Origin of the sequence: Gemmatimonas aurantiaca T-27, assembly GCF_000010305.1 — a bacterium.
GTDB lineage: Bacteria > Gemmatimonadota > Gemmatimonadetes > Gemmatimonadales > Gemmatimonadaceae > Gemmatimonas > Gemmatimonas aurantiaca.
The window spans coordinates 1,590,070-1,608,279 of sequence record NC_012489.1 but is presented as its reverse complement, the minus strand read 5'-3'; the positions used below and the strand labels follow the sequence as shown (position 1 = coordinate 1,608,279).

The following is an 18,210-nucleotide window of genomic DNA, read 5'->3' as shown; positions in this document are numbered from 1 at the left end:
CGGTGTGAGGAGCCCTCACCGTCGCCTCATCGAGGCGTGTCGAGTACCTCCCGAACCTTGCGCGAAAGTGACTCGGCGGAAAAGGGCTTCTGCAGAAATGCCGTGTTCCCCGTGAAGAGTCCGGACTCGATCACTACCGGATCAACATGTCCGGATAGGTGCAGCACCCGCAGTGTCGGGCGCCGTGTGGTCAGCTCCTGCGCCAACACGCCACCACCCATGCGCGGCATCGTGACATCACTCACCAGCAAGTCGATGTGCTCCGTATAGGCGTCGGCGATGGCGAGTGCCTGCTCACCATTGCTGGCTTCGAGTACGGTATAGCCGAAGCTGCGCAGCAGACGAGCGGCGATGTGCCGCACCCCTTCCTCGTCCTCGGCCAGCAGGATGGTCTCCGTGCCGCCCGCCGATATGGCCTCATGTGCGGTACTGGGCGTATGCATTTCCTGGCCACGCTGCGCGCGCGGCAGGTACACCTTGAACGTGGACCCGCGACCCAACTCACTGTACACGCCAATCGTACCGCGGCTTTGGGTCACGATACCGTACACCGTCGCCAACCCCAGACCCGTCCCACGATCGGGCCCCTTCGTCGTGAAGAACGGTTCGAAGATTCTCGCCTGGGTCTCACGACTCATGCCACTGCCCGTGTCCGATACCGAGATCACCGCATGCGGGCCCAGCGAAGCGCCGTCATGCAACGCGGCGAACGTGGCATCAACTTCTTCGTTGCCCGTACGGATGGTGAGGGTTCCACCAGAGGGCATCGCATCACGAGCATTCACGGCCAGATTCATCACGACCTGCTCGATCTGTCCCGGGTCCGCCAACACCGGATGCAGATGATCATCGAGCGCTACCTGCAGTGTCACATCGTCGCCCAGTACACGCCGTAACATGCGTTCGATATCCACGACGGTGTCGTTCAGGCTCAGCACCTTGGGCGCAAGCACCTGACGTCGGCTGAAGGCGAGCAACTGCCGCGTGAGGCCAGCGGCTCGCGTGCCGGCGCTGGCGATTTGCGCCACGTCGTGTTTGAGCGTGTCGTCATCCGGCAGGGCCGCCGTCACGAACTGATTGTGAGCGAGAATGACGGTGAGCAGGTTGTTGAAGTCGTGCGCGATGCCGCCAGCCAGGCGCCCCACCGACTCCATACGCTGACTCTGCTGCAGCGCGTGATCGGAACGACGGCGATCGATGGCCGACCCCAGGATGTGCGCCACCGACTGCAGAAAGTGGATATCGTCCTGTCCGAAGACCCTGTTGACCGTGGATCCCACTTCCAACACGCCATAAGGACGGCCATGCAGCGGCACGATCACGGCTGCCGCAGACACCAACCCGGCGGCCTCGGCATACGCACCGATTTCGAAGCGTGATTCGGTGGAGGCGTTCACCAGAATGGCGGGCGCGTTTTGCTGCAGAGTGTAGCCGGCCAGGGAATGGGGGCCGGCGCCGGTCGTCGACAGCGCCGTGACGTCGCGGGTATACCCCACACTGGCCCGCGCTTCGATACGGCGTCCGTTACCCGTCAGCTCCAGCAACTGGGTCATCGGCACATCCAATGTTTCGGCCACCATGAAGACCGCCGCATCGAACAACGCCTCGAGGTCCGACATCTCCACCGCCGCCTGCCCCAGCGCGGCCACTGCAGCCTGCTGCTGAAAACGCACGCGGAGTATGCGATCGGCTTCCCGTCGTTGCGTCACATCACGGGCGATGGCAAACACGACATCATCATCCGGCGAGGGAATCGCGCGCCACTCGAGCCAGCGATAACTGCCATCACGGCATCGATAGCGGTTCTCGAATTGTGCGGTACGTCGGTCGGCACCAGGATGAAACAGCGTATCTTCGCCGTCGTCCCGATCATCCGGATGCACAAACTCGATGTACGGTCGAGCCTTCAACTCGGCATCGGTCCAGCCTAGGAGTTGCTCCCAGGCCGGATTGAGTCGCGTGAAATGGCCGTCGGCACCGACCAGACAGATGAGATCCGTGGACAGCTCGAAGAATCGTTCGATGTCGGTTTCCAGCACGCCCGCGTAGCGCGCCAGTTCGGCCCGCGCTGACTCCAGCTCCGCCTCACGCTGACGCAGGCTGTGGTTCTGCCGCACCGCGTCTTCGAACGTGGAGATGAGGAGATCCAGAATCTGCTCGCGCTCCGAGCTGATCGTGAATTCCCGCCCCATGAAATACACCTGCAATCCCACATGCAATCCGGTGCCCTGGCGCACCCGGCGCGTATCCAGCAGCCAGGTGATGCGTTCGAGCAGATGTTCGCCGTCGTACGGTTTCGTGAAGAAGTTGTCCGCGCCACACTCGAGTCCCTTGATGATATCCATGGGGTCCGCGAGACTCGTCAACAGCACGACCGGTGTGCGATAGTGCGGGCTGGCCTTGATACGACGGCACAACTCGTACCCGTCCACCGCACCAGGCATCACGATGTCACTGACGACCACATCGAAGCGGCGTCGCGTAGACGCCAGCAGTTCGAGTGCGGCCGTGCCGTTCGATGCCACTGCGACCTCATGTCCTGCCGATTCGAGCAAGTGTCGGAGGATTTCAGCCTGTGTGGGGCTGTCTTCAACTGCCAGGATATGATGACTCATTGCAAACGGGGTCCCTTCAACGTCATGAGCATGGAGGCGATTTCGTCGAGTGGCAGCACGTGATCCACCGTGCCCGCCGCCACCGCCTCACGAGGCATTCCATATACGACCGACGATGCTTCATCCTGCGCGATCACCAGTCCACGCGCGGCTCGCACGGCGCGCAGTCCATCCACGCCATCACTGCCCATGCCGGTGAGGATCACCGACACGACAGCGGCACCGTGGGCACGGGCGGCCGATTCGAACAACACCGTAGCCGATGGGCGAAAGCCACCTACCGCGGGTGAGGCATCGATGTGAATCGTGCCGTCGACCTGCAGACCGAACTGCGAGTCATCCGGCGCGACATACACCGTGCCGCCCACTGGCCGTTCTCCGTGACGCGCGATGCGCACCGCCAATGGACAGATGGTGGCCAACCAATCGACAAATCCCACGCCGAATCCCAGGGCGATATGCTGTACGATCAGAATGGGAACCGGGTAGTCTGCCGGCAACGCGCGCAGCACCCGGGCAATGGCGGCGGGTCCACCGGTACTGGCCGCGATCGTGACCACCCGTACCGGGCCGCGATGCAACGCGACACGCGCGGTCGTGGCTGCATCGGCCTGGCCAGGGATGACGCGATGCACACCACTGGCACGCGCGAATCCCGCAGCGCGACGCACCACCTTCACCTGGGACAGCGCCTTCACCATCGTGAGCAGATGACTTTGTCGTGTATCAAAGTCACTCGACGTCGGGTCGTCCGGCTTGCGTACCAACATCAGCGCACCACCAAGCACGGCTTGCAACGGCAGACTCACATCGTCACCTGAGCTGCTCGACGACACGATGATGATGGGTGTGGGGCGACGCGTCATGATCTCCCGCGTTGCCTCGAGCCCGTCCATCACGGGCATGTGCACGTCCATCATGATGAGGTCTGGCTCCAGTTCAACAGCCAGGTGTACGGCCTCGGCCCCCGTGCGCGCTTCCCCGACCACGACAATGTCGGGGTCCGTTTCGAGGATGCTCCGCAACAAGTCGCGCAACGTGGCGGAATCTTCCGCGATCAGCACGCGCACTGGGGTGGGGACACTCATCGGCATGCTCATGTGAGCAGCTCCTCGATCACATGCAGCAAACCACGCTGATCGAACGTCGACTTGCCGAGATATGCATCGGCTCCCACATCCAGCCCACGGGCACGGTGTTCGGGAGATTCCAGCGCTGTCACCAGCACCACTGGCAGATCACGGAATCGCGCCGAGTGCCGAATGGTTTCACAGAGCGCAAAGCCATCCATACGCGGCATCTCGATGTCGCTCACGACAAGATCGGGCACGAACTCCTGCACGCAGCGCCATCCATCGGCCCCATCCACCGCCGTGCGAACATCGTACCCAGCCGCTTCGAGAATACCTTGCTCCAGGGCGCGGGTGGTGATGGAGTCGTCCACGACCAGAACCTTGAACCGACGATCGCGCCCCGTCGTCTCCGTCGATTCCGGCAACTGCGCGCTGCTTTCCAGTGCCGCCTCGGCCGCGGCGGCGGCATCCAGCACCAGCGCAATCGTACCCGAGCCCAGAATGGCGGCTCCGCTCAGCAGCGGCGAACGGCGTTCACCATCCGACAACGGCTGCAGCAGGATCTCCTCTTCCGACAGCAGTTCGTCCACGATCAGGCCCACACGCAGCGGCCCCACGGCCACCAATGCAATCAGCGTGTGGGTGCCGAGCGGTTGTACGACGATAGGGGGCAGCAGGTGCGCCAGAGCGGCCAGTGGCAACGCCACATCTTCCACCATCACGACGCGACGTCCTTCGATGTGTTGAAGCGCTGCTGTGGAGATGCGCAGCAGTCGTTCCACATCACTGGTGGGAATCGCAATCGTCTGGTGCCCACAGGTCATCAGCACGGCGCGCATACTGGCCAGCGATGGCGGGCAGGTCATCGTCACGGTGGTGCCGCGTCCCTCCGTCCACGTGAGGGCGACCGTACCACGCACCCGCTCCAGCGCCGCGCGGACCAGGTCCATGCCGACGCCGCGCCCGGAGATACTGGTGGGCGTGGCGCGAGTCGAGAGATTGCCGGTGAACAGTGCTGCCGCCACCGCATCATCGTCGGCGGCGTGGAGCCCACGTCCCTCCATGCGTCCGCGCACTGCCGCGGCATCGATGCCGGCGCCATCGTCGCTCACGGTGACGATCACACGATCACCACGCATGGCAGCCGATACCGCGACGATTCCTTCGGGAGATTTGCCCGCAGCAATGCGCTGCTCCGGCGATTCGATCCCGTGGTCCACCGCATTGCGCACCAGATGCAGCAGAGCCTCCCGCAGGCCGTCGAGCACCGCACGATCGGCCTCCACATCACCGCCGGTGATCTCGAACCGCACCTGTTTGGTGTCACCAGCGACATCACGCACCACCCGAGGCAGCGCCGCGCACGCGTCGGCGAAGGGGCGCATGCGCAGGTGCCGCACCTGATCGAGCACGTCATCGGTGAGTGTGTCGAGCGCACGTAGCTGACGTTGTGTTCTGGTCGTCAGGCGTTCTGTGCGAACCGCGAACTCCCGCAACTGTTCTTCCGTGCGTTGCAGGGAGCGCTGCGCCTCGGGTGTGTCGACCAGTTGGCCAAGCGCCACCCGCAACCGACGCGTGGTGTGTTTCCACTCGGCGGTCGAACGAGCGGCCAGCAGCCGCAGCGACTCGAGATCATCGGCCTGTTCGGACGCATCACGACGCGTGCCCAACAACTGCCCAGCCGTGGCCATCAAGGCATCGAGCCGCCCGGCATCGACCCGTACCGGCACCTCCCCTGAGGGCAGCGGGTCGGCGGTCTTCTTTCGCGCCACCAATGGCACATCCGGCAGAGCGGCAGACTGTGATGCTTCGGGCAGCACCGCAGGTGGTGTCGCGTTGGGAGCGGCGGATGATGAGGCCTGTGCTCCGGCATCCGGTATTGATCGAGACGCCGAGGGCCGCGCGGTGGTCCTGGGGCGCGATGTCATTTCCCCGACGTTGGCATCGAAGCCGAGGAACCAGGTGTTGATCGGGATACCGCGTGTCAGCTCCTGACCGGCTCGCAGCTTGGTGGCCGCGTCGACCAGGGCATCGGCCCCGGCGAACAGTGCGGCGAATTGTGGTGCGCCCAAGGTGGCCGAGCCATCACGCGCCCGCGCGAGAAAGGTCTCCAGTGCATGGCATGCCAACTCCACCGGTGTCACGGCTGCCGCCCGTGCCGCGCCCTTGACCGTGTGTGCGACTCGGAACAGCACGCGGATCTGCTCCGAATCGGACGGCTGCTGCTCCAGCGCGAGCAGCGCCGTATTCATGGCAACGACCTGCTCCTCGAGCTCACCGATGAAGGTAGCTCGCAAACGGGCAGAGAGGCCGTCGGGCACGGTCACGCGCGTCCGTTGGTGTGGGGGCGCACGGTCGCACCGGTCAATGCCAGCAGACGCCCACCGAACTGATTGAGATCCTGCGCTGCACGTTCCGCCTGTTTGGTGGCGGCCAGATTCTGCTGCGTGGCCTGATGAATGTTGGCCATGGCTTCGCGAATCTGACTCATGCCCAGCGCCTGCTGCCCCGCCGATGCCACGATCTGCGCGGCCACCTGCGACGCATCCGCCACGGAATCGGCCAGCGCACGAATGGTGTCGCCGGCCTCACGTACCTGCCGGTCCATCGACGCCACCTGCTTGGTGCCTTGTTCAGTGACCATCACTGCCGCATTGGTCGCGCGCTGGATCTCTCCCAAGATCTGCCGCACCTGTACCGTGGCCTTCTTCGATTGCTGCGCCAGGTTCTTCACTTCTGCCGCGACCACGGCGAACCCGCGTCCATGTTCACCCGCGCGCGCCGCTTCCACCGCCGCGTTGAGGGCGAGCAGATTCGTCTGTTCGGCGATGTCGTTCACCGACGCGATGATTTCGCCGATAGCCTGCGCCTGCTCCGCCAACGTGACGATGCTGGACGCCGTGGCTTCGACCTGCTCCCGCACCGCCGCCATGCCCTCCACCGACGTTTCGATCGCGCGCAGTCCCGACTTCCCGATCTCCGCCGTCCGGCGCGCGGAATCGGCCACGGCCCGCGCACGGTCGGCCGCCTGTTCAGCCGTTTGTGTGACTTCCTCCACCGTGCTGACCGTCTCGGTCACGGCGGCTGACGACTGATTGGAACCCGATGCTTGCTGCGTAGTGGCCGCCAGGATTTCAGCAGCACTGGAGGCGAGGACCACCGACGTCTCACGCAGCGGTCCGTTCACGGCCTTGTTCAGCAGAACGGCAGCGACAACACCCAGCACCAGCGACAGGATGCTGCTGATGGCAATCAGCAGTTGCATGCGACGAGTCATCGCGGCGCTGGTGGCAGCAATCTGGTCCGTCCGACGCTGCACCATGTCGATCCCGCTGATGATGTTGCTGCCGATGGTATCAGCCGCCGCACCGATGGTGGTGTTGAACAGCCGAACGGCATCGTCGCGTCGGCCGGCCCGCGTCAACTCGCCGATCTCCCGCGCGCTCACACGCCAGGCGTCGAGATCACGAATGATTTCGATCCACAAGGCCTGTTCCTGTGGCTCCGCTGTGGAAGAATCCCGCAACGAGACCAGACGCGTGCGCGCCGCAGCCACCAGGCTGTCAGCCGACTGGATGAGCGTGGGCTCGAATTGCACCAGTAGACGCAAGTAGTCGACCCGGGCCCGCCGCCAGTCCGATTGTGCCTCCGTGGCGGGTACCAATCGATGACGCACGGTGCCCAATGCCTGCTCGCTGACCACGGCACTGCGTCGCAAGGCAAAACTCGCGAGCGCGCCTCCGATCAGCATCATCACCAGCAGCAACGCGTAGCCGGCGGCGATTCTGCGACTCACCGTCCATTTCATGGGATTCTCCATCAGGGGTCCAGGTCGAGCAGACGTTCGGCCGAAAGCACGGCAACGACGTCCTTCGTCACGCCGACAATGAGATCCGTGTGTCGCACGGTACCTCGCGCCGGTTCTTCCAACTGGCTGACATCGATCGCACGCATCTCCAACACCTCATCGACGAGCAAGCCGATGGTGCTCGTCGCACTTTCCATAACCAGCACACGTGCCAGATCGTTGAGGGATGTCATGGGCAATCCCAGCATGGCGCGAATGTCCACGAGTCGCAGTAGTGCGCCTCGCCACAACGTGAGTCCCACCACCGGTACGGTGGCGCCCGGCAACGGCACGCGCTGTGTAAGCATGACTACTTCGCGCAGCGTCGCCGCCGGCACCGCATAACGTTCACCGGCCAGCATGAACACCAGCACGTCCGTACTGGCGACTACCTCTGGTTCGATACGCTGGGCGAGGTGCGCGGCACGGGCGCGGAGGATGGCCAACTCAGACGGCGTTGTTGGCATCACGCGGCCTCATTCAGCAGTGACAAATGCTCACGCACCACCCGCATCAGTGTCTCGACGGGCTCTCCATCCGCCGCTGCAACCGGTGTATCGGTGGGATGACTTGCCAGGAGCCGACCCGCGTGACGAAACGCGTGACGGGCTCGTTCAGACTCCCGCAGACCAAGCAACGCTCGTCCGAGCAGCAAATGGGCCACGATCAGCGTGCGGTCGAGATAGAGTGCGGCACGTGCGGCGCGCACCGCGTCCTGTGGATGACGCGCTTCCAAACGCAGCATGGCCTGCAATACATACAGCTCGGCACACGCCGGATGCCGCACCAGCTCGGCGTCACACGATCGCGCGGCGTCATCCAGCCGTCCCTGATTGGCGAGTGATCGCACCAGTAGCACGGCCGCACGCTCGTGCGGTCCCTGTTGCAGCAACTGTCGCGCACGATGACCGGCGTTGACGTAATCGGCCGTGTCGTACATCACCTCAAGCTGGGCCACCCGTTCCGCTTCTGTGTCAACATGATCACGTGTCGGTGGCAGCGCGGATATCGCCGACGGCAGTGCATGCCGCGCGGTGTCCGATGATGTGGAGGCGGATCGGGTGGCTATCCGTGGTGCCTCTGTGACGTTCAGCGTGGAATGCGAAACCGGCGTCTGCGCAGACGCCAACCGCGAGGTGGACCACACCGTCCCACGCGCTATGCGACGCAGCACCACACCGGCCGGCGTGATCTCTGGTTCGCATGGCAACGATGGTGATGGCAACGGATCGGCCACACCGAGCACGAGATAGCCATCGTCGGCGAGTGCATCGAGCAAACGTGCGATTGCGCGCTGCGCCTGCTCCTGATCGAAGTAGATGAGCACATTGCGGCAGAGGATGACATCCATCCCCCACGCATTGCCGGCCATGGACGGATAGTCGTCGGCGGCGAGGTTGAGTGCAGCGAACGTGACCGCTCCCGCGATCGCTGGCGCGAGTACCCAGTCGGCTCCGACCTTGCGGAAGTGGCGCGCGATCTGCTCCGGTGAGAGCGCGCGTAGTGCCCATTCACTGAACCGGGCCTTCATCGCCCGATCGAGCGCTGGCCGCGAGATGTCCGTGCCCAAGAGATATGGCGACGGGATGATCCCCATCTCACTGGTCATCATCGCCAGCGTGAAAGCCTCCTCACCGGTGGCGCAGCCCGCGCTCCACAATCGCAATCGGTGCCCCGGCGGGCGCAGCGCGCGCAGGCGTGGCAACAGCTCGGTGCGTATCACATCGAGCTGACCGGCATCGCGGGCGAAATACGTCTCGCCGATCGTGATACGCGCCACGAGGGCATCGAGAAGCGCGCTGTCACTGGGCAGACGCTCCAGCAAACGCTCCACGTTCGCTTCTCGAATGGTCGTCATGACATGGAGCACTCCTTGCTCCAGCAACGACCAGCGCGCGTCCGAAAATGTCAGACCGGTGCGTTCCCGCAGCAGCCTGGCGATCGCCTCCATGGCGACCACATTCGAACGGACGTCGGCCGTTTTCACGAGGCGTCTGGTGCCGTGTCGCGGGTTGTGTCGAGCTCCGTGAGCAGCGCGGCATCGAGCTGCCGCCCTTCGTCGGCCGTGAGGAACGCATCCAGATCGTAGACCACCAGGACACCGTCTGCGGTGCGAGCGATGCCGGTCACCGCATCGGCTTCAAGCGAAGCGTCCGGCGTGACGACGGACTCACGCGGAACAGCAACGAGTTCATGCACCTGATCGACACGCAGGGCCACCTGTCTCGACGCCGCATCGGCGATCACGAGATACTGATCCACGCTGACCGGTGTTGCCGGCAATCCCAGTCGTGCACGGATGTCGAGTACTGGCACGACCGTGCCACGTACATTGATGACCCCTTCGAGGAGAGGATGTTCGGACGGTACCGGCGTGATGAAGACCGCACGCAGGACTTCACGCACCGATGACGCGGCCAGGCCGAGCGTCACATCGCCGACATCAATGAGCAAAAATGATTGCACTGCGATTGGCAAAAGCACGGCGGCCGGGTGAGAAAGCGGTGGACGACTTCAATACCGTCAGCGCGCGGTGCAAACCTGACTGTCGGGTCCGCATTGCGCAAGTCTTTTTGCCAGAGTGCGTTGCCACACTCGTGTGTTGAACATCACGACCTGTTTTGTGCTACGTCGTGTACTGCGTCATGGATTGCATGGCGTGTCGCTCACGCGTGGGTATGTGGCGTGCTCGTGCGGTGCTCAGCAGGCTCGACCGATCAACGGACACTGCACACAGAACACAGCACATGCCGACGTGCTTCGCGTCATTCTGATTCAGACAAAATTGCCCATGGAAGATCCATGTCACCGCAATGATCGCTGCGCTACGGACATGTCGATGAACACGTGGTTGCAGAGATGTTCTTCACACTCCGCACATCAGAACACCACACCACCAACACGTGAAGAATGGATCCAGCGATTTGTTCAACCGCGATCATCCGCAGATGCATTCAAACGCACTGCCCAAGGAATCGCACGACCATCTTGTGGCACCATGACAATCCGGCGCGATGCTGCGACGACATGCGACTCGCCACAAAACAGAAGCCCCGGCAAACGCAAAGCGTTTACCGGGGTGATCTGCACGTATAGCTGGGGAGAGACTCGAACTCTCGACCTCACGATTATGAGACAGCGTATCACGATACACTAACTGTCTCTATCACAATGGGTTACACCACCCGTATGCGCGCGGTTCACGCCCGCGTATGCGCAAACCCACCCACAGCGCCGCCGCCCCTTTCGCCCCGTTGAGCCGCCTCGGCCCGCCCCCGGGGCGGCCGACGCGGCCGCCAAAATTACGCGACCTAGCCTGCGCGCACACACCAACACCCCAGGAGGGGACTGTGCGCGAAGCGAAGCCGTTTTTGAACAAGAACAGGTACTGGGCCAACTTTGGCCGGTTCGCCGCCGTGGGCGGCAAGCGGGAGCCGCTGGTGCCGCCCGGCGAAGAGTTTGCGACCACCGATCCCGTGGTCGCCCACGCGCTGTTCAAGGCGCGATGGGCAACGTACGAAAAGGCGCTGGACCGCCATCAGGCCGGACTCCCGGCCGTGGTCAGCGACCAGCGCGGGCCCACGCTCGCCGACTACGCCGTCTCGTTCTTGGCCGCCCTCGCGGCCGAGCGCCAGACCGATGGGCGACCGGTCCATCGCGAGCGTGACTTGGACCGCCGGAAGCGGGGCATCCTCAATTGCCTCGAAACGCCCACCCTCCAGCGGGTGCGCTACCTCTCGCGGCTCGAACCGCAGGACGTGGACGCGATGCTCGGAGAGCTCAGCGCCCGCCGCAAGGTCGACGGCCAGCCGCTCTCCGCGGCCACGGTCCGGTCGTACGCCCTTGAGTTCTCCGCGATGTTGACGTTTGCCGTCAGTGAACGCGTGCTCACCGTCAATCCGCTGCCCAACAGCCGCTACCTGCCCCGCATCAGCAAGCGGACGGCCATTGAGGACGACGCCTATCTCACCCGCGCCGAACTCAAGGCGCTGCTGGACCACGTGCTGCCGTCGCCGCAGGTGCCGTATGCCATCGAACTCGCCATGACGCTGATGTACACGGGCATGCGGCGCGAGGAAGCGATGGCCTTGCTCGTGCGCGACGTCAACTTCCACACGCAGCAGATCCGCGTCGCGCCGAACACGTTCCGCGACGGGAAGAGCGAAGCCGCCGAGCGCTCGATCCCGTTGTGGACGAAGCTGGCGGCGGTCCTCAAGCCGTACATCGGCGACCGCCCCGGCCACGCCCTGCTCTTCCCCAGTGTCATCCTCAAGACGCAGGCGCAGAAGAATGCGCCCATTCAGGACATCACGGGCACGCTGACCGCGGCGGCCAAGCGGGCGGGGATTCGCAAGTCGCTGGACCATCATATCCTCCGGCACAGTTATGTGTCGGCGCGGTTGCAGATGCTCCATCTCTCGGTCACCGGGACCACGTTGCCCGTCGATGCGCAGTTGATCGTGGGAGAGATCGGTCACTCCGACGAGACGCTGATCCGTCGCGTCTACGGCCACGTGACCCGCGAGCGCGTCGAGCAAGTGGAGCTCGATCTGTTCGAGGACCTGCCCGATGCGCAGACCGCACGGCAGCGCCGGTCGGCATATCACGGCGAGCGCATCCGGGCGGGGCGCGCCATCGAGAAGGCGCGCCGCGCCGCGGGAGATACCGAGGCCGCGGTGCAGCGTACGCCCCTGACCTCGGAGGAGCAGGAGGAGCGGCGCCGCTATGCGCGGAGCATCCGCGAGGCGGTGCGGTCGCACGGACTGTCTGAGACGGCGCTCATGACGCGGCTCATGGCGACGCCCGCCGAGGTCACGTCGATCATGCGTGGCGATCTGGGTCGCCTCCCCCTGGCCCGCATCCGGCGATTCGCCGCCGCCGTGGCGCGCATGGTGTAGGCAGCGCCGGCGGTGCCGTGTGCCCCAGACAGTGAGGGCGCACGGAACTACGGTGCCAAGTGGTCTCTGCGCGGGAGACGCTGGCGGTCATCCTCCGGCGAACCGGACGCCCCCATCAGCGCTCTCGGCGCGGCACACGCGGGCCGCGCGACGAGCGCCCGGCCCGTAGGGGCCCCCTGGTCAGCGGCGATAGATCGCCTGCGGCCCTCGCCGCTTCCGACTGGGGGAGGCCGAGCCAGCTGCAGACGAGGCATGCGTCCCTACCGCGACAGGCGGCACACCAAGCCGGCGCACATCGAAGTTCAGGTTCCGCAGCCCGGCGAGAGGATCGGCATCACGGTCCCCCGATGCCGTGCCCGAGGCGCCTGACGGGCAGCTGGCGGCCCCGGAGACCGGGAACGAAGGGTCGAGCACCCCCGCACCGAATCGCCAGCCGAGGGGCGTGTGTACGGCCGGCGTGTACTGGCCCGCCCGCGCCCGGCGCCGGATCGTGTCGTGGTTGCAGCGAACGAGGGTCGCGAGCTCCGCGACCGTGACTGGGTAGGCGGCGAAGTCCAACAAGGTCTCGGCGCCCCGGTGCCCCTCGGCGGCGGCCCGCGTCAGCCGAAAGCGGGCGCTCTCCAGAAACACCCACTCGCCGTGGGCAAGGCGGCAGTCGGTGATCCGTCCGGTGCGCGCCCATTCGCGGATGGTGTACGCGGAGATCCCCCACCGCACTGCGAGCTCGGCGACGGTGAGGTGCGTGGGCCGGGCGGCCGAGCTGGCGGCGACCTCGGGGGCGGCGGCGGGGCCGACGGCGCTGACATGCGTTGAACCTTTCATGGGAAAGGTCTAGCGCACGTAATTTTTCAGCCTCGGACAACGATCATGCTCCAAGGACGCCGGGCCAGCGCTCCGCATGCCGTCATCGGCATCGCCGTTACGGCACGGCTCTCTCCCGGTGGGCAGGATCTACAGACACCTGATCACCTACAGCCCAATCCTGGCCAGGGCACGACGACGGGCGACGTGCCGAACTGGAGCCTTCGCAGCGTGATGTTATTGCCAAACCCGGCGAGTCGTCCTAACTTCGACGGACTCGCCGGGGTATGGCAACGTACCCCTGACCGGGCACGATCCGGTTACCTCCCGATTAGCAGTCGGGTGGTCTATCCAAATGAGCTACAGGGGTGAGGGGTCGGGGCCGCCCATTCGGGCGTCAGGCTCTGACTTTGTGCATACGGCTCCTCGCGAGTCGAAAGGTGAAGATCTCCAACGACCGCCGACTATTCCTCCCCAGGATTCGGCGGTCGTTGGCTTTGTGGGTCACGGTGCAGCTTGACGTTGGAGAACCACTTCCGGCGCAGGCGCAGGTAACCGATGAGGTGATCGATAGCGAAGAGGGTCTCGTCCTCCGTGATCGACTCCGGCAGGTGCACTACGAAGTCAAGATCAGGGAGCGGACGAATTTGCTGGGTGCCCGGCGGCGGCGTCGTTGGCCCGCCGGTCGGCATCGATTCGGCCGAGGTCGTTTTCGCGCGACCGTTTTTCGGCTTCCCGCCGCCACCCACCTTCCGGCCCGCGGCCCCCGGTCGTAACGACTTGAAATGGGGCGAGAGCGGTTGTCCAGCCTCCTTCGCGAGCGCGAGGAAGAACCGAGACGCCTTATCAAGAGGCGACGCCCCAGTCAATCCGCTCCGGCCGAGCGCCTCTTCGAGTTGTTTGTGCGTCGCGCTGCTGAGGTCCAAACCGACCAGAAGCGGCTCATACGACATGAGCAGCGATCCGAGCTGCTGGCTCCAGCTAGGCGTGCCGTAAGCGGCAATGAGCGAGCGCATCTTTTCAGTTACCTCGAACGACTCACCGCTCGTGAGGCCGAAGAACTCGAGGGCACCTCGGATTTGCCGCTGGACCGAACCGGCCTTGGTCGTAAGCAGGGACGCGTCTACACGCGGCGGGGGCGCCCCCTTCTTGTTCAATTCGGCAATGAACCCGACGAAGGTAGCCCAAGACATGTACGGAGCCGTAACTACGGTCCTTTTCTGCCGCTCGTCCGCCATCTGTTCTCCACGGAAAGGTGCGATGAACCTAGCTAGGGAGAGCCTTACGGCGCAACCCCTGTCAGCGCTGAAAGCGACGCCGTAACACTTACGGCGCCGAAAAGCCGAGATCTGAGGCGGATATCTTGGTGCCGTAAGGACCGTAGGCGCCTATGACCCGGTTACGGCGTAGCGCCCGTCGCCGACGTCGCGAACTTCGCCGAGCATGGCCAGGGTCTCGAGATGGCGGTGCACGATGTCGCGCTTGGCGCCCACGAGGCGTTGCACGGCCTCCTCGATGGAGACTGGCGTCATCGCCGCCATCGAGCGCAACACCGTGATTTGACCGATGGCGTCACTTGGCCACGGCGCAGAGGCGATGACTGTCCCAGCTCCGGTGAGGGTGGTGGGCGTCGCGGGCAGGTCCAGTGTGGGGGCCACATTGGCACCGTCCGTGGCCCCGCCGAACCGAGGACGCTGATACTCTGGACGCAACCACCGGATCGTGCCGCCCGCCTCCTCCTCCACACGGCGGTCATGCAAGGCGACGAGGCGCTCGAGGATCAACGCCGGCGGCTCGGGCCAAGACCAGCCGTACGCCTCCGCCACCGTGGCGTCCAGCTCATCGTGCAAATCGCGGAGAACGCCGCACGCAGCGACTTCGTGGACCTCACGCTCCTTCGAGGTTAACGTAGCCCCGACTCGGAGCTTGTCGATGACATTGTACATGACGGTCATACCGACCTTCGCACTGCGCTCAATAGCGGACTTTCGATGTGCGTCGATTCGCTCAGCAATTGTCGCGATACGATTGCGCACATCGGCGGAACAGTCTGGGAACGGGAACGCGTCAAAGCATGTCCCCTTGTCATACGACGGCGTGCCGTCGATCCCCAGCCTACTCCCGGCCGCAAGCGCCCATGTCGAGTGGATCAATGAGGATAACACACCGAGCACGAAGCCTTCCGACGAAGCAATGCACGTGAGCTTGTCATCCGGTGCTACGGTTGATTCAAGAAATGTGAAGAACCGGTGTTTCGCCGTCTTCACCGTAGCGATGTAACGAGGAAGCCCCGCAACGAAGCTGCGCCAATCTCGGCGCGCCTCTCCGAATCGCCACCAATAAGTCCGATACACCGCCCGCGCGTTCGCATCGCGCTCGGGCTTCACGCGATCACGGACTATGTCGAACAGCAGCGGGTAGGTCCGTGCCTCGCTTTCGTCTGCGAATCCGAAATCGATGATCCAAACACGGCGCGGCTGCGTGGCGAGGTCCATTCCGTTCCGATACGGACGGAGCACTTCCGCGTTCCGGGGATCGAGGCTTAGCAGCCTCCGTGCCTCTTCATCTGAGAGGAGGAATCCTGTGCCGTGAGGCTTATAGCCATTGGAGCAAAGCCACGCGTTCGCCTGAAGCGCAACGGCAGCGGCTGATGGTACGTCAGCATGCACGGTGAGGTCGGTGTTCAACCTCGGCACACGCACTGTGTTCACGACTTTCGCTTCGCCATCGACCGTGACCAGCGTGGCTGCAGCAGGCTCTCTTGCGAACACTGTCATTGCGACACGCACGCGGGCGTCGTCGCTGCCATCGTTCCAGTAGTGATCCGCAATGGCCCAAACCGGACGCAGCCCTCGCACGGCTGCATCCTCAAGCACCTTTCGGTTCTGCTTCTGCGTGATCGACTGGGTCGTGATGAGCCCCGCTCGCAACGTGCGTCCCGATTCGACGGCGCGTGTGGCCTTGGAGATCCAGTACATCACCAGATCGGCCGCATCAGGCACGCCCGGGTAAGCCGACCGGAGCGCCTCGACGTAGCCGTCACCCAGGGATTCGCGCTGTCGGAACTGTCCTAAGAATGGCGGATTCCCCACGATGAAGTCCGCCTCCGGCCACGGCGCCTGCCGTGCCCCCACGTGCTCCATGTACGGCAACGTCGCCGCGGGGTCGGGCACCAGCTCGCCCGTGACCGTATGCGTGATGCGAGGTGTGGGGTCGAAGCGATCCTTCTCCGGCACGTGGCGCACGGCATCCCATGCCAGCACGGCGTCTCGCAACTCGAGGGTACCGGTGTCCATGAGCACCGGCTCGGGCGGCTGCACGTGATGGTGACGCTTCCAATATTGGTGGAACCCGATCCACAGCGTGAGCTCGGCGATCTCACGCGCCCACGGCTTCACCTCGATGCCGAGGAAATTCTTCGGCCCTATTTCCTGCATGCGGAGCTCGGCGTGTCCGGTAAGCGCCTCGAGCTCACGCACCACCTCATACTCGAGGTCCTTCAACACGTGCATCGTGACGTAGAGGAAGTTGCCGCTGCCACAGGCCGGGTCGAGTACCCGAAGTCCCTGCAACCAGCCGAGGAACTCGCGCAGCCGCTGTTCGGCTGCCGCGCGGTCCTTCGCCTTCCCCGATTCACGCAGTTGCAGCACCTCGGCCTGCACGGCGGTCCAGCGCTCGCGCACCGGCTCCTCCACGGTGGGGCGCACCAACCGCTCGATGAACGCGCGGGGTGTGTACTCCGCGCCGAGGCGATGGCGTTCGACCGGGTCGAGCGCACGCGTGAGCAGCGTGCCAAAAATCGTCGGTTCAACGTCCCGCCAGTCGGCACGAGCCGCCTCGAGTACGAGGGCGATCTCCTCTCGTTCGAGCGGCAGCACCTCAGCGTCTTTGAAAAAATGCCCGTTGAACTGCAGGATGTTCTCGAAGCCGAACAGGCCGCCCGAATCCATCGTCTGCCAGAGACTGCCGAGCGCACGCTGAAAGAGGGCCGCATCACCCTGCACGCCGGCATTCTGCACAGTCTGTCGGAATGCTTCGCGCGGGAGGAGATCGACGTCCTCGGCGAAGCACGAGAACACCACGCGCATGAGAAAGCGCGCGACGCGTTCAGGCCCAAAGCCCCGATCCTCGAGGGTGGCGGCCAGCGTCGCCAACTTCGCCGCGATCTCCTGGGTGACGGCCTGCGCGTGTTGCCGAGGGTCGCGTTTGGTGGGCTGCGTCCAGATGTCGCGCAGCAGCTCGATGTCAGACGGCCGCTGATCCAGCGTTGGTAGGTCGATGCGATGGCCCGCGGCGAACCCCTGATACACACCGCCCCAGCGATGGTACACGAGCAGGGTCTTGGCCACGTCGAGCACGAGGAGATACGGGGGCGCCGTGCCCGATGGGTCGTGGGCGGCATACTGGCGCGCCTGGCCATACGCACGGCGGAGCGCCACGTCGGAGGCGCCGCCCTGCACGTCCTTCGCCTCGAGGATGAAGTGGCCGACCTTGTAGCAGTCGACGAACCCGGTCGTCTCGGTGCCGTCGCGAGTGATCAGCTTGACGGGGAGCTCGAACTCGTACCCGGAGCCGGCGGGGAGCGGGGCCGGCACCCCCAGCGCCTCACAGAGGTCGCGCAGGTAGCTCTGGGCGTTCGCCCGCTCAGCGGCGGGAACCCCGGCCCAGCGTTCGCGCAGGGCGCGAAGCGCGACGGCGGGGGTTACAGCGGCATTCGACGACGACATTCCGGACACACCACCTCTAGCAGCAGTACCGATGGAGGGCAGATCTGCCCCGGGGTTCACGAACCGGGGGCAAGGTACCTCGCGGGCGTGACAGGGCGCGAGGGTTGGCGGCGCTTCATCCCAGTAGACTCCCCTGCCCTGCCGCGCGATAGACCATCCCGCCTGAACAATCCGGATTTTCCGGATGCTTCCGCCTGTAGTCGCGGAATCCGGATGCTGCAAAGAATCCCGGATACCCGGACGATCCGG

11 protein-coding genes and 1 tRNA gene are annotated in these 18,210 nt (G+C 64.6%); 1 reads left to right on the top strand and 11 read right to left on the bottom strand.

Features of this window, described 5'->3' with window-relative positions; all coding sequences use genetic code 11:
• Positions 1–26: 26 nt before the first annotated feature.
• From GAU_RS20590 to GAU_RS06830, 7 genes are read right to left on the bottom strand one after another with little or no spacing between them, the layout of a single operon-like run.
• Positions 27–2,615, bottom strand: coding sequence for a response regulator (locus GAU_RS20590; protein WP_012682829.1), 2,589 nt, complete (start codon positions 2,613–2,615; stop codon positions 27–29).
• Positions 2,612–3,715 carry a chemotaxis-specific protein-glutamate methyltransferase CheB gene (gene cheB / locus GAU_RS06855; RefSeq protein ID WP_012682828.1) on the bottom strand — a complete coding sequence of 368 codons (1,104 nt, stop codon included), beginning with the start codon at positions 3,713–3,715 and terminating at the stop codon, positions 2,612–2,614. Before cheB ends, GAU_RS20590 begins: the two co-directional genes overlap by 4 nt.
• Positions 3,712–6,015: a response regulator gene (locus GAU_RS06850; protein ID WP_012682827.1), complete on the bottom strand. Its 2,304-nt coding sequence runs from the start codon at positions 6,013–6,015 to the stop codon at positions 3,712–3,714. Before GAU_RS06850 ends, cheB begins: the two co-directional genes overlap by 4 nt.
• Positions 6,012–7,496: a HAMP domain-containing methyl-accepting chemotaxis protein gene (locus GAU_RS20585; RefSeq protein ID WP_197526056.1), complete on the bottom strand. Its 1,485-nt coding sequence runs from the start codon at positions 7,494–7,496 to the stop codon at positions 6,012–6,014. Before GAU_RS20585 ends, GAU_RS06850 begins: the two co-directional genes overlap by 4 nt.
• Positions 7,497–7,507: 11 nt before the next feature.
• Entirely contained in the window at positions 7,508–8,002 is a 495-nt protein-coding gene (locus tag GAU_RS06840; protein ID WP_041265347.1) for a chemotaxis protein CheW, read from the bottom strand.
• Positions 8,002–9,522, bottom strand: coding sequence for a CheR family methyltransferase (locus GAU_RS06835; RefSeq protein WP_012682824.1), 1,521 nt, complete (start codon positions 9,520–9,522; stop codon positions 8,002–8,004). The genes GAU_RS06840 and GAU_RS06835 overlap by 1 nt, the downstream gene beginning before the upstream one ends.
• Positions 9,519–10,019, bottom strand: a complete 501-nt coding sequence (locus GAU_RS06830) for a chemotaxis protein CheW (protein WP_012682823.1) — start codon at positions 10,017–10,019, stop codon at positions 9,519–9,521. Before GAU_RS06830 ends, GAU_RS06835 begins: the two co-directional genes overlap by 4 nt.
• An 866-nt stretch (positions 10,020–10,885) precedes the next feature.
• Here GAU_RS06830 and GAU_RS06825 point away from each other — a divergent pair.
• The gene (locus GAU_RS06825) at positions 10,886–12,433 is read left to right on the top strand and encodes a tyrosine-type recombinase/integrase (RefSeq protein ID WP_052574289.1); all 1,548 of its coding nucleotides are present in this window, start codon (positions 10,886–10,888) and stop codon (positions 12,431–12,433) included.
• Positions 12,434–12,613: 180 nt separating this feature from the next.
• On the opposite strand, the gene GAU_RS06820 is transcribed toward GAU_RS06825, so the two are convergent.
• The 4 genes from GAU_RS06820 to GAU_RS06805 form a co-directional block, all read right to left on the bottom strand.
• Positions 12,614–13,255: a helix-turn-helix domain-containing protein gene (locus GAU_RS06820; RefSeq protein ID WP_012682821.1), complete on the bottom strand. Its 642-nt coding sequence runs from the start codon at positions 13,253–13,255 to the stop codon at positions 12,614–12,616.
• A 275-nt stretch (positions 13,256–13,530) separates the two neighbouring features.
• Positions 13,531–13,604 (bottom strand) — tRNA-Ser (locus GAU_RS06815).
• A gap of 94 nt (positions 13,605–13,698) precedes the next feature.
• Positions 13,699–14,427: a hypothetical protein gene (locus GAU_RS06810; RefSeq protein ID WP_012682820.1), complete on the bottom strand. Its 729-nt coding sequence runs from the start codon at positions 14,425–14,427 to the stop codon at positions 13,699–13,701.
• 195 nt (positions 14,428–14,622) lie between these two features.
• The gene (locus tag GAU_RS06805) at positions 14,623–17,961 is read right to left on the bottom strand and encodes a class I SAM-dependent DNA methyltransferase (protein ID WP_012682819.1); all 3,339 of its coding nucleotides are present in this window, start codon (positions 17,959–17,961) and stop codon (positions 14,623–14,625) included.
• Positions 17,962–18,210: the final 249 nt, after the last annotated feature.

Bases quoted from the DNA above. Each gene is read 5' to 3' on its own strand.
- GAU_RS20590 (WP_012682829.1), bottom strand. From the start codon at position 2,615: ATGAGTCATCATATCCTGGCAGTTGAAGACAGCCCCACACAGGCTGAA.
- cheB (WP_012682828.1), bottom strand. From the start codon at position 3,715: ATGAGCATGCCGATGAGTGTCCCCACCCCAGTGCGCGTGCTGATCGCG.
- GAU_RS20585 (WP_197526056.1), bottom strand. From the start codon at position 7,496: ATGAAATGGACGGTGAGTCGCAGAATCGCCGCCGGCTACGCGTTGCTG.
- GAU_RS06840 (WP_041265347.1), bottom strand. From the start codon at position 8,002: ATGCCAACAACGCCGTCTGAGTTGGCCATCCTCCGCGCCCGTGCCGCG.
- GAU_RS06820 (WP_012682821.1), bottom strand. From the start codon at position 13,255: ATGAAAGGTTCAACGCATGTCAGCGCCGTCGGCCCCGCCGCCGCCCCC.
- GAU_RS06810 (WP_012682820.1), bottom strand. From the start codon at position 14,427: ATGTCTTGGGCTACCTTCGTCGGGTTCATTGCCGAATTGAACAAGAAG.
- GAU_RS06805 (WP_012682819.1), bottom strand. From the start codon at position 17,961: ATGTCGTCGTCGAATGCCGCTGTAACCCCCGCCGTCGCGCTTCGCGCC.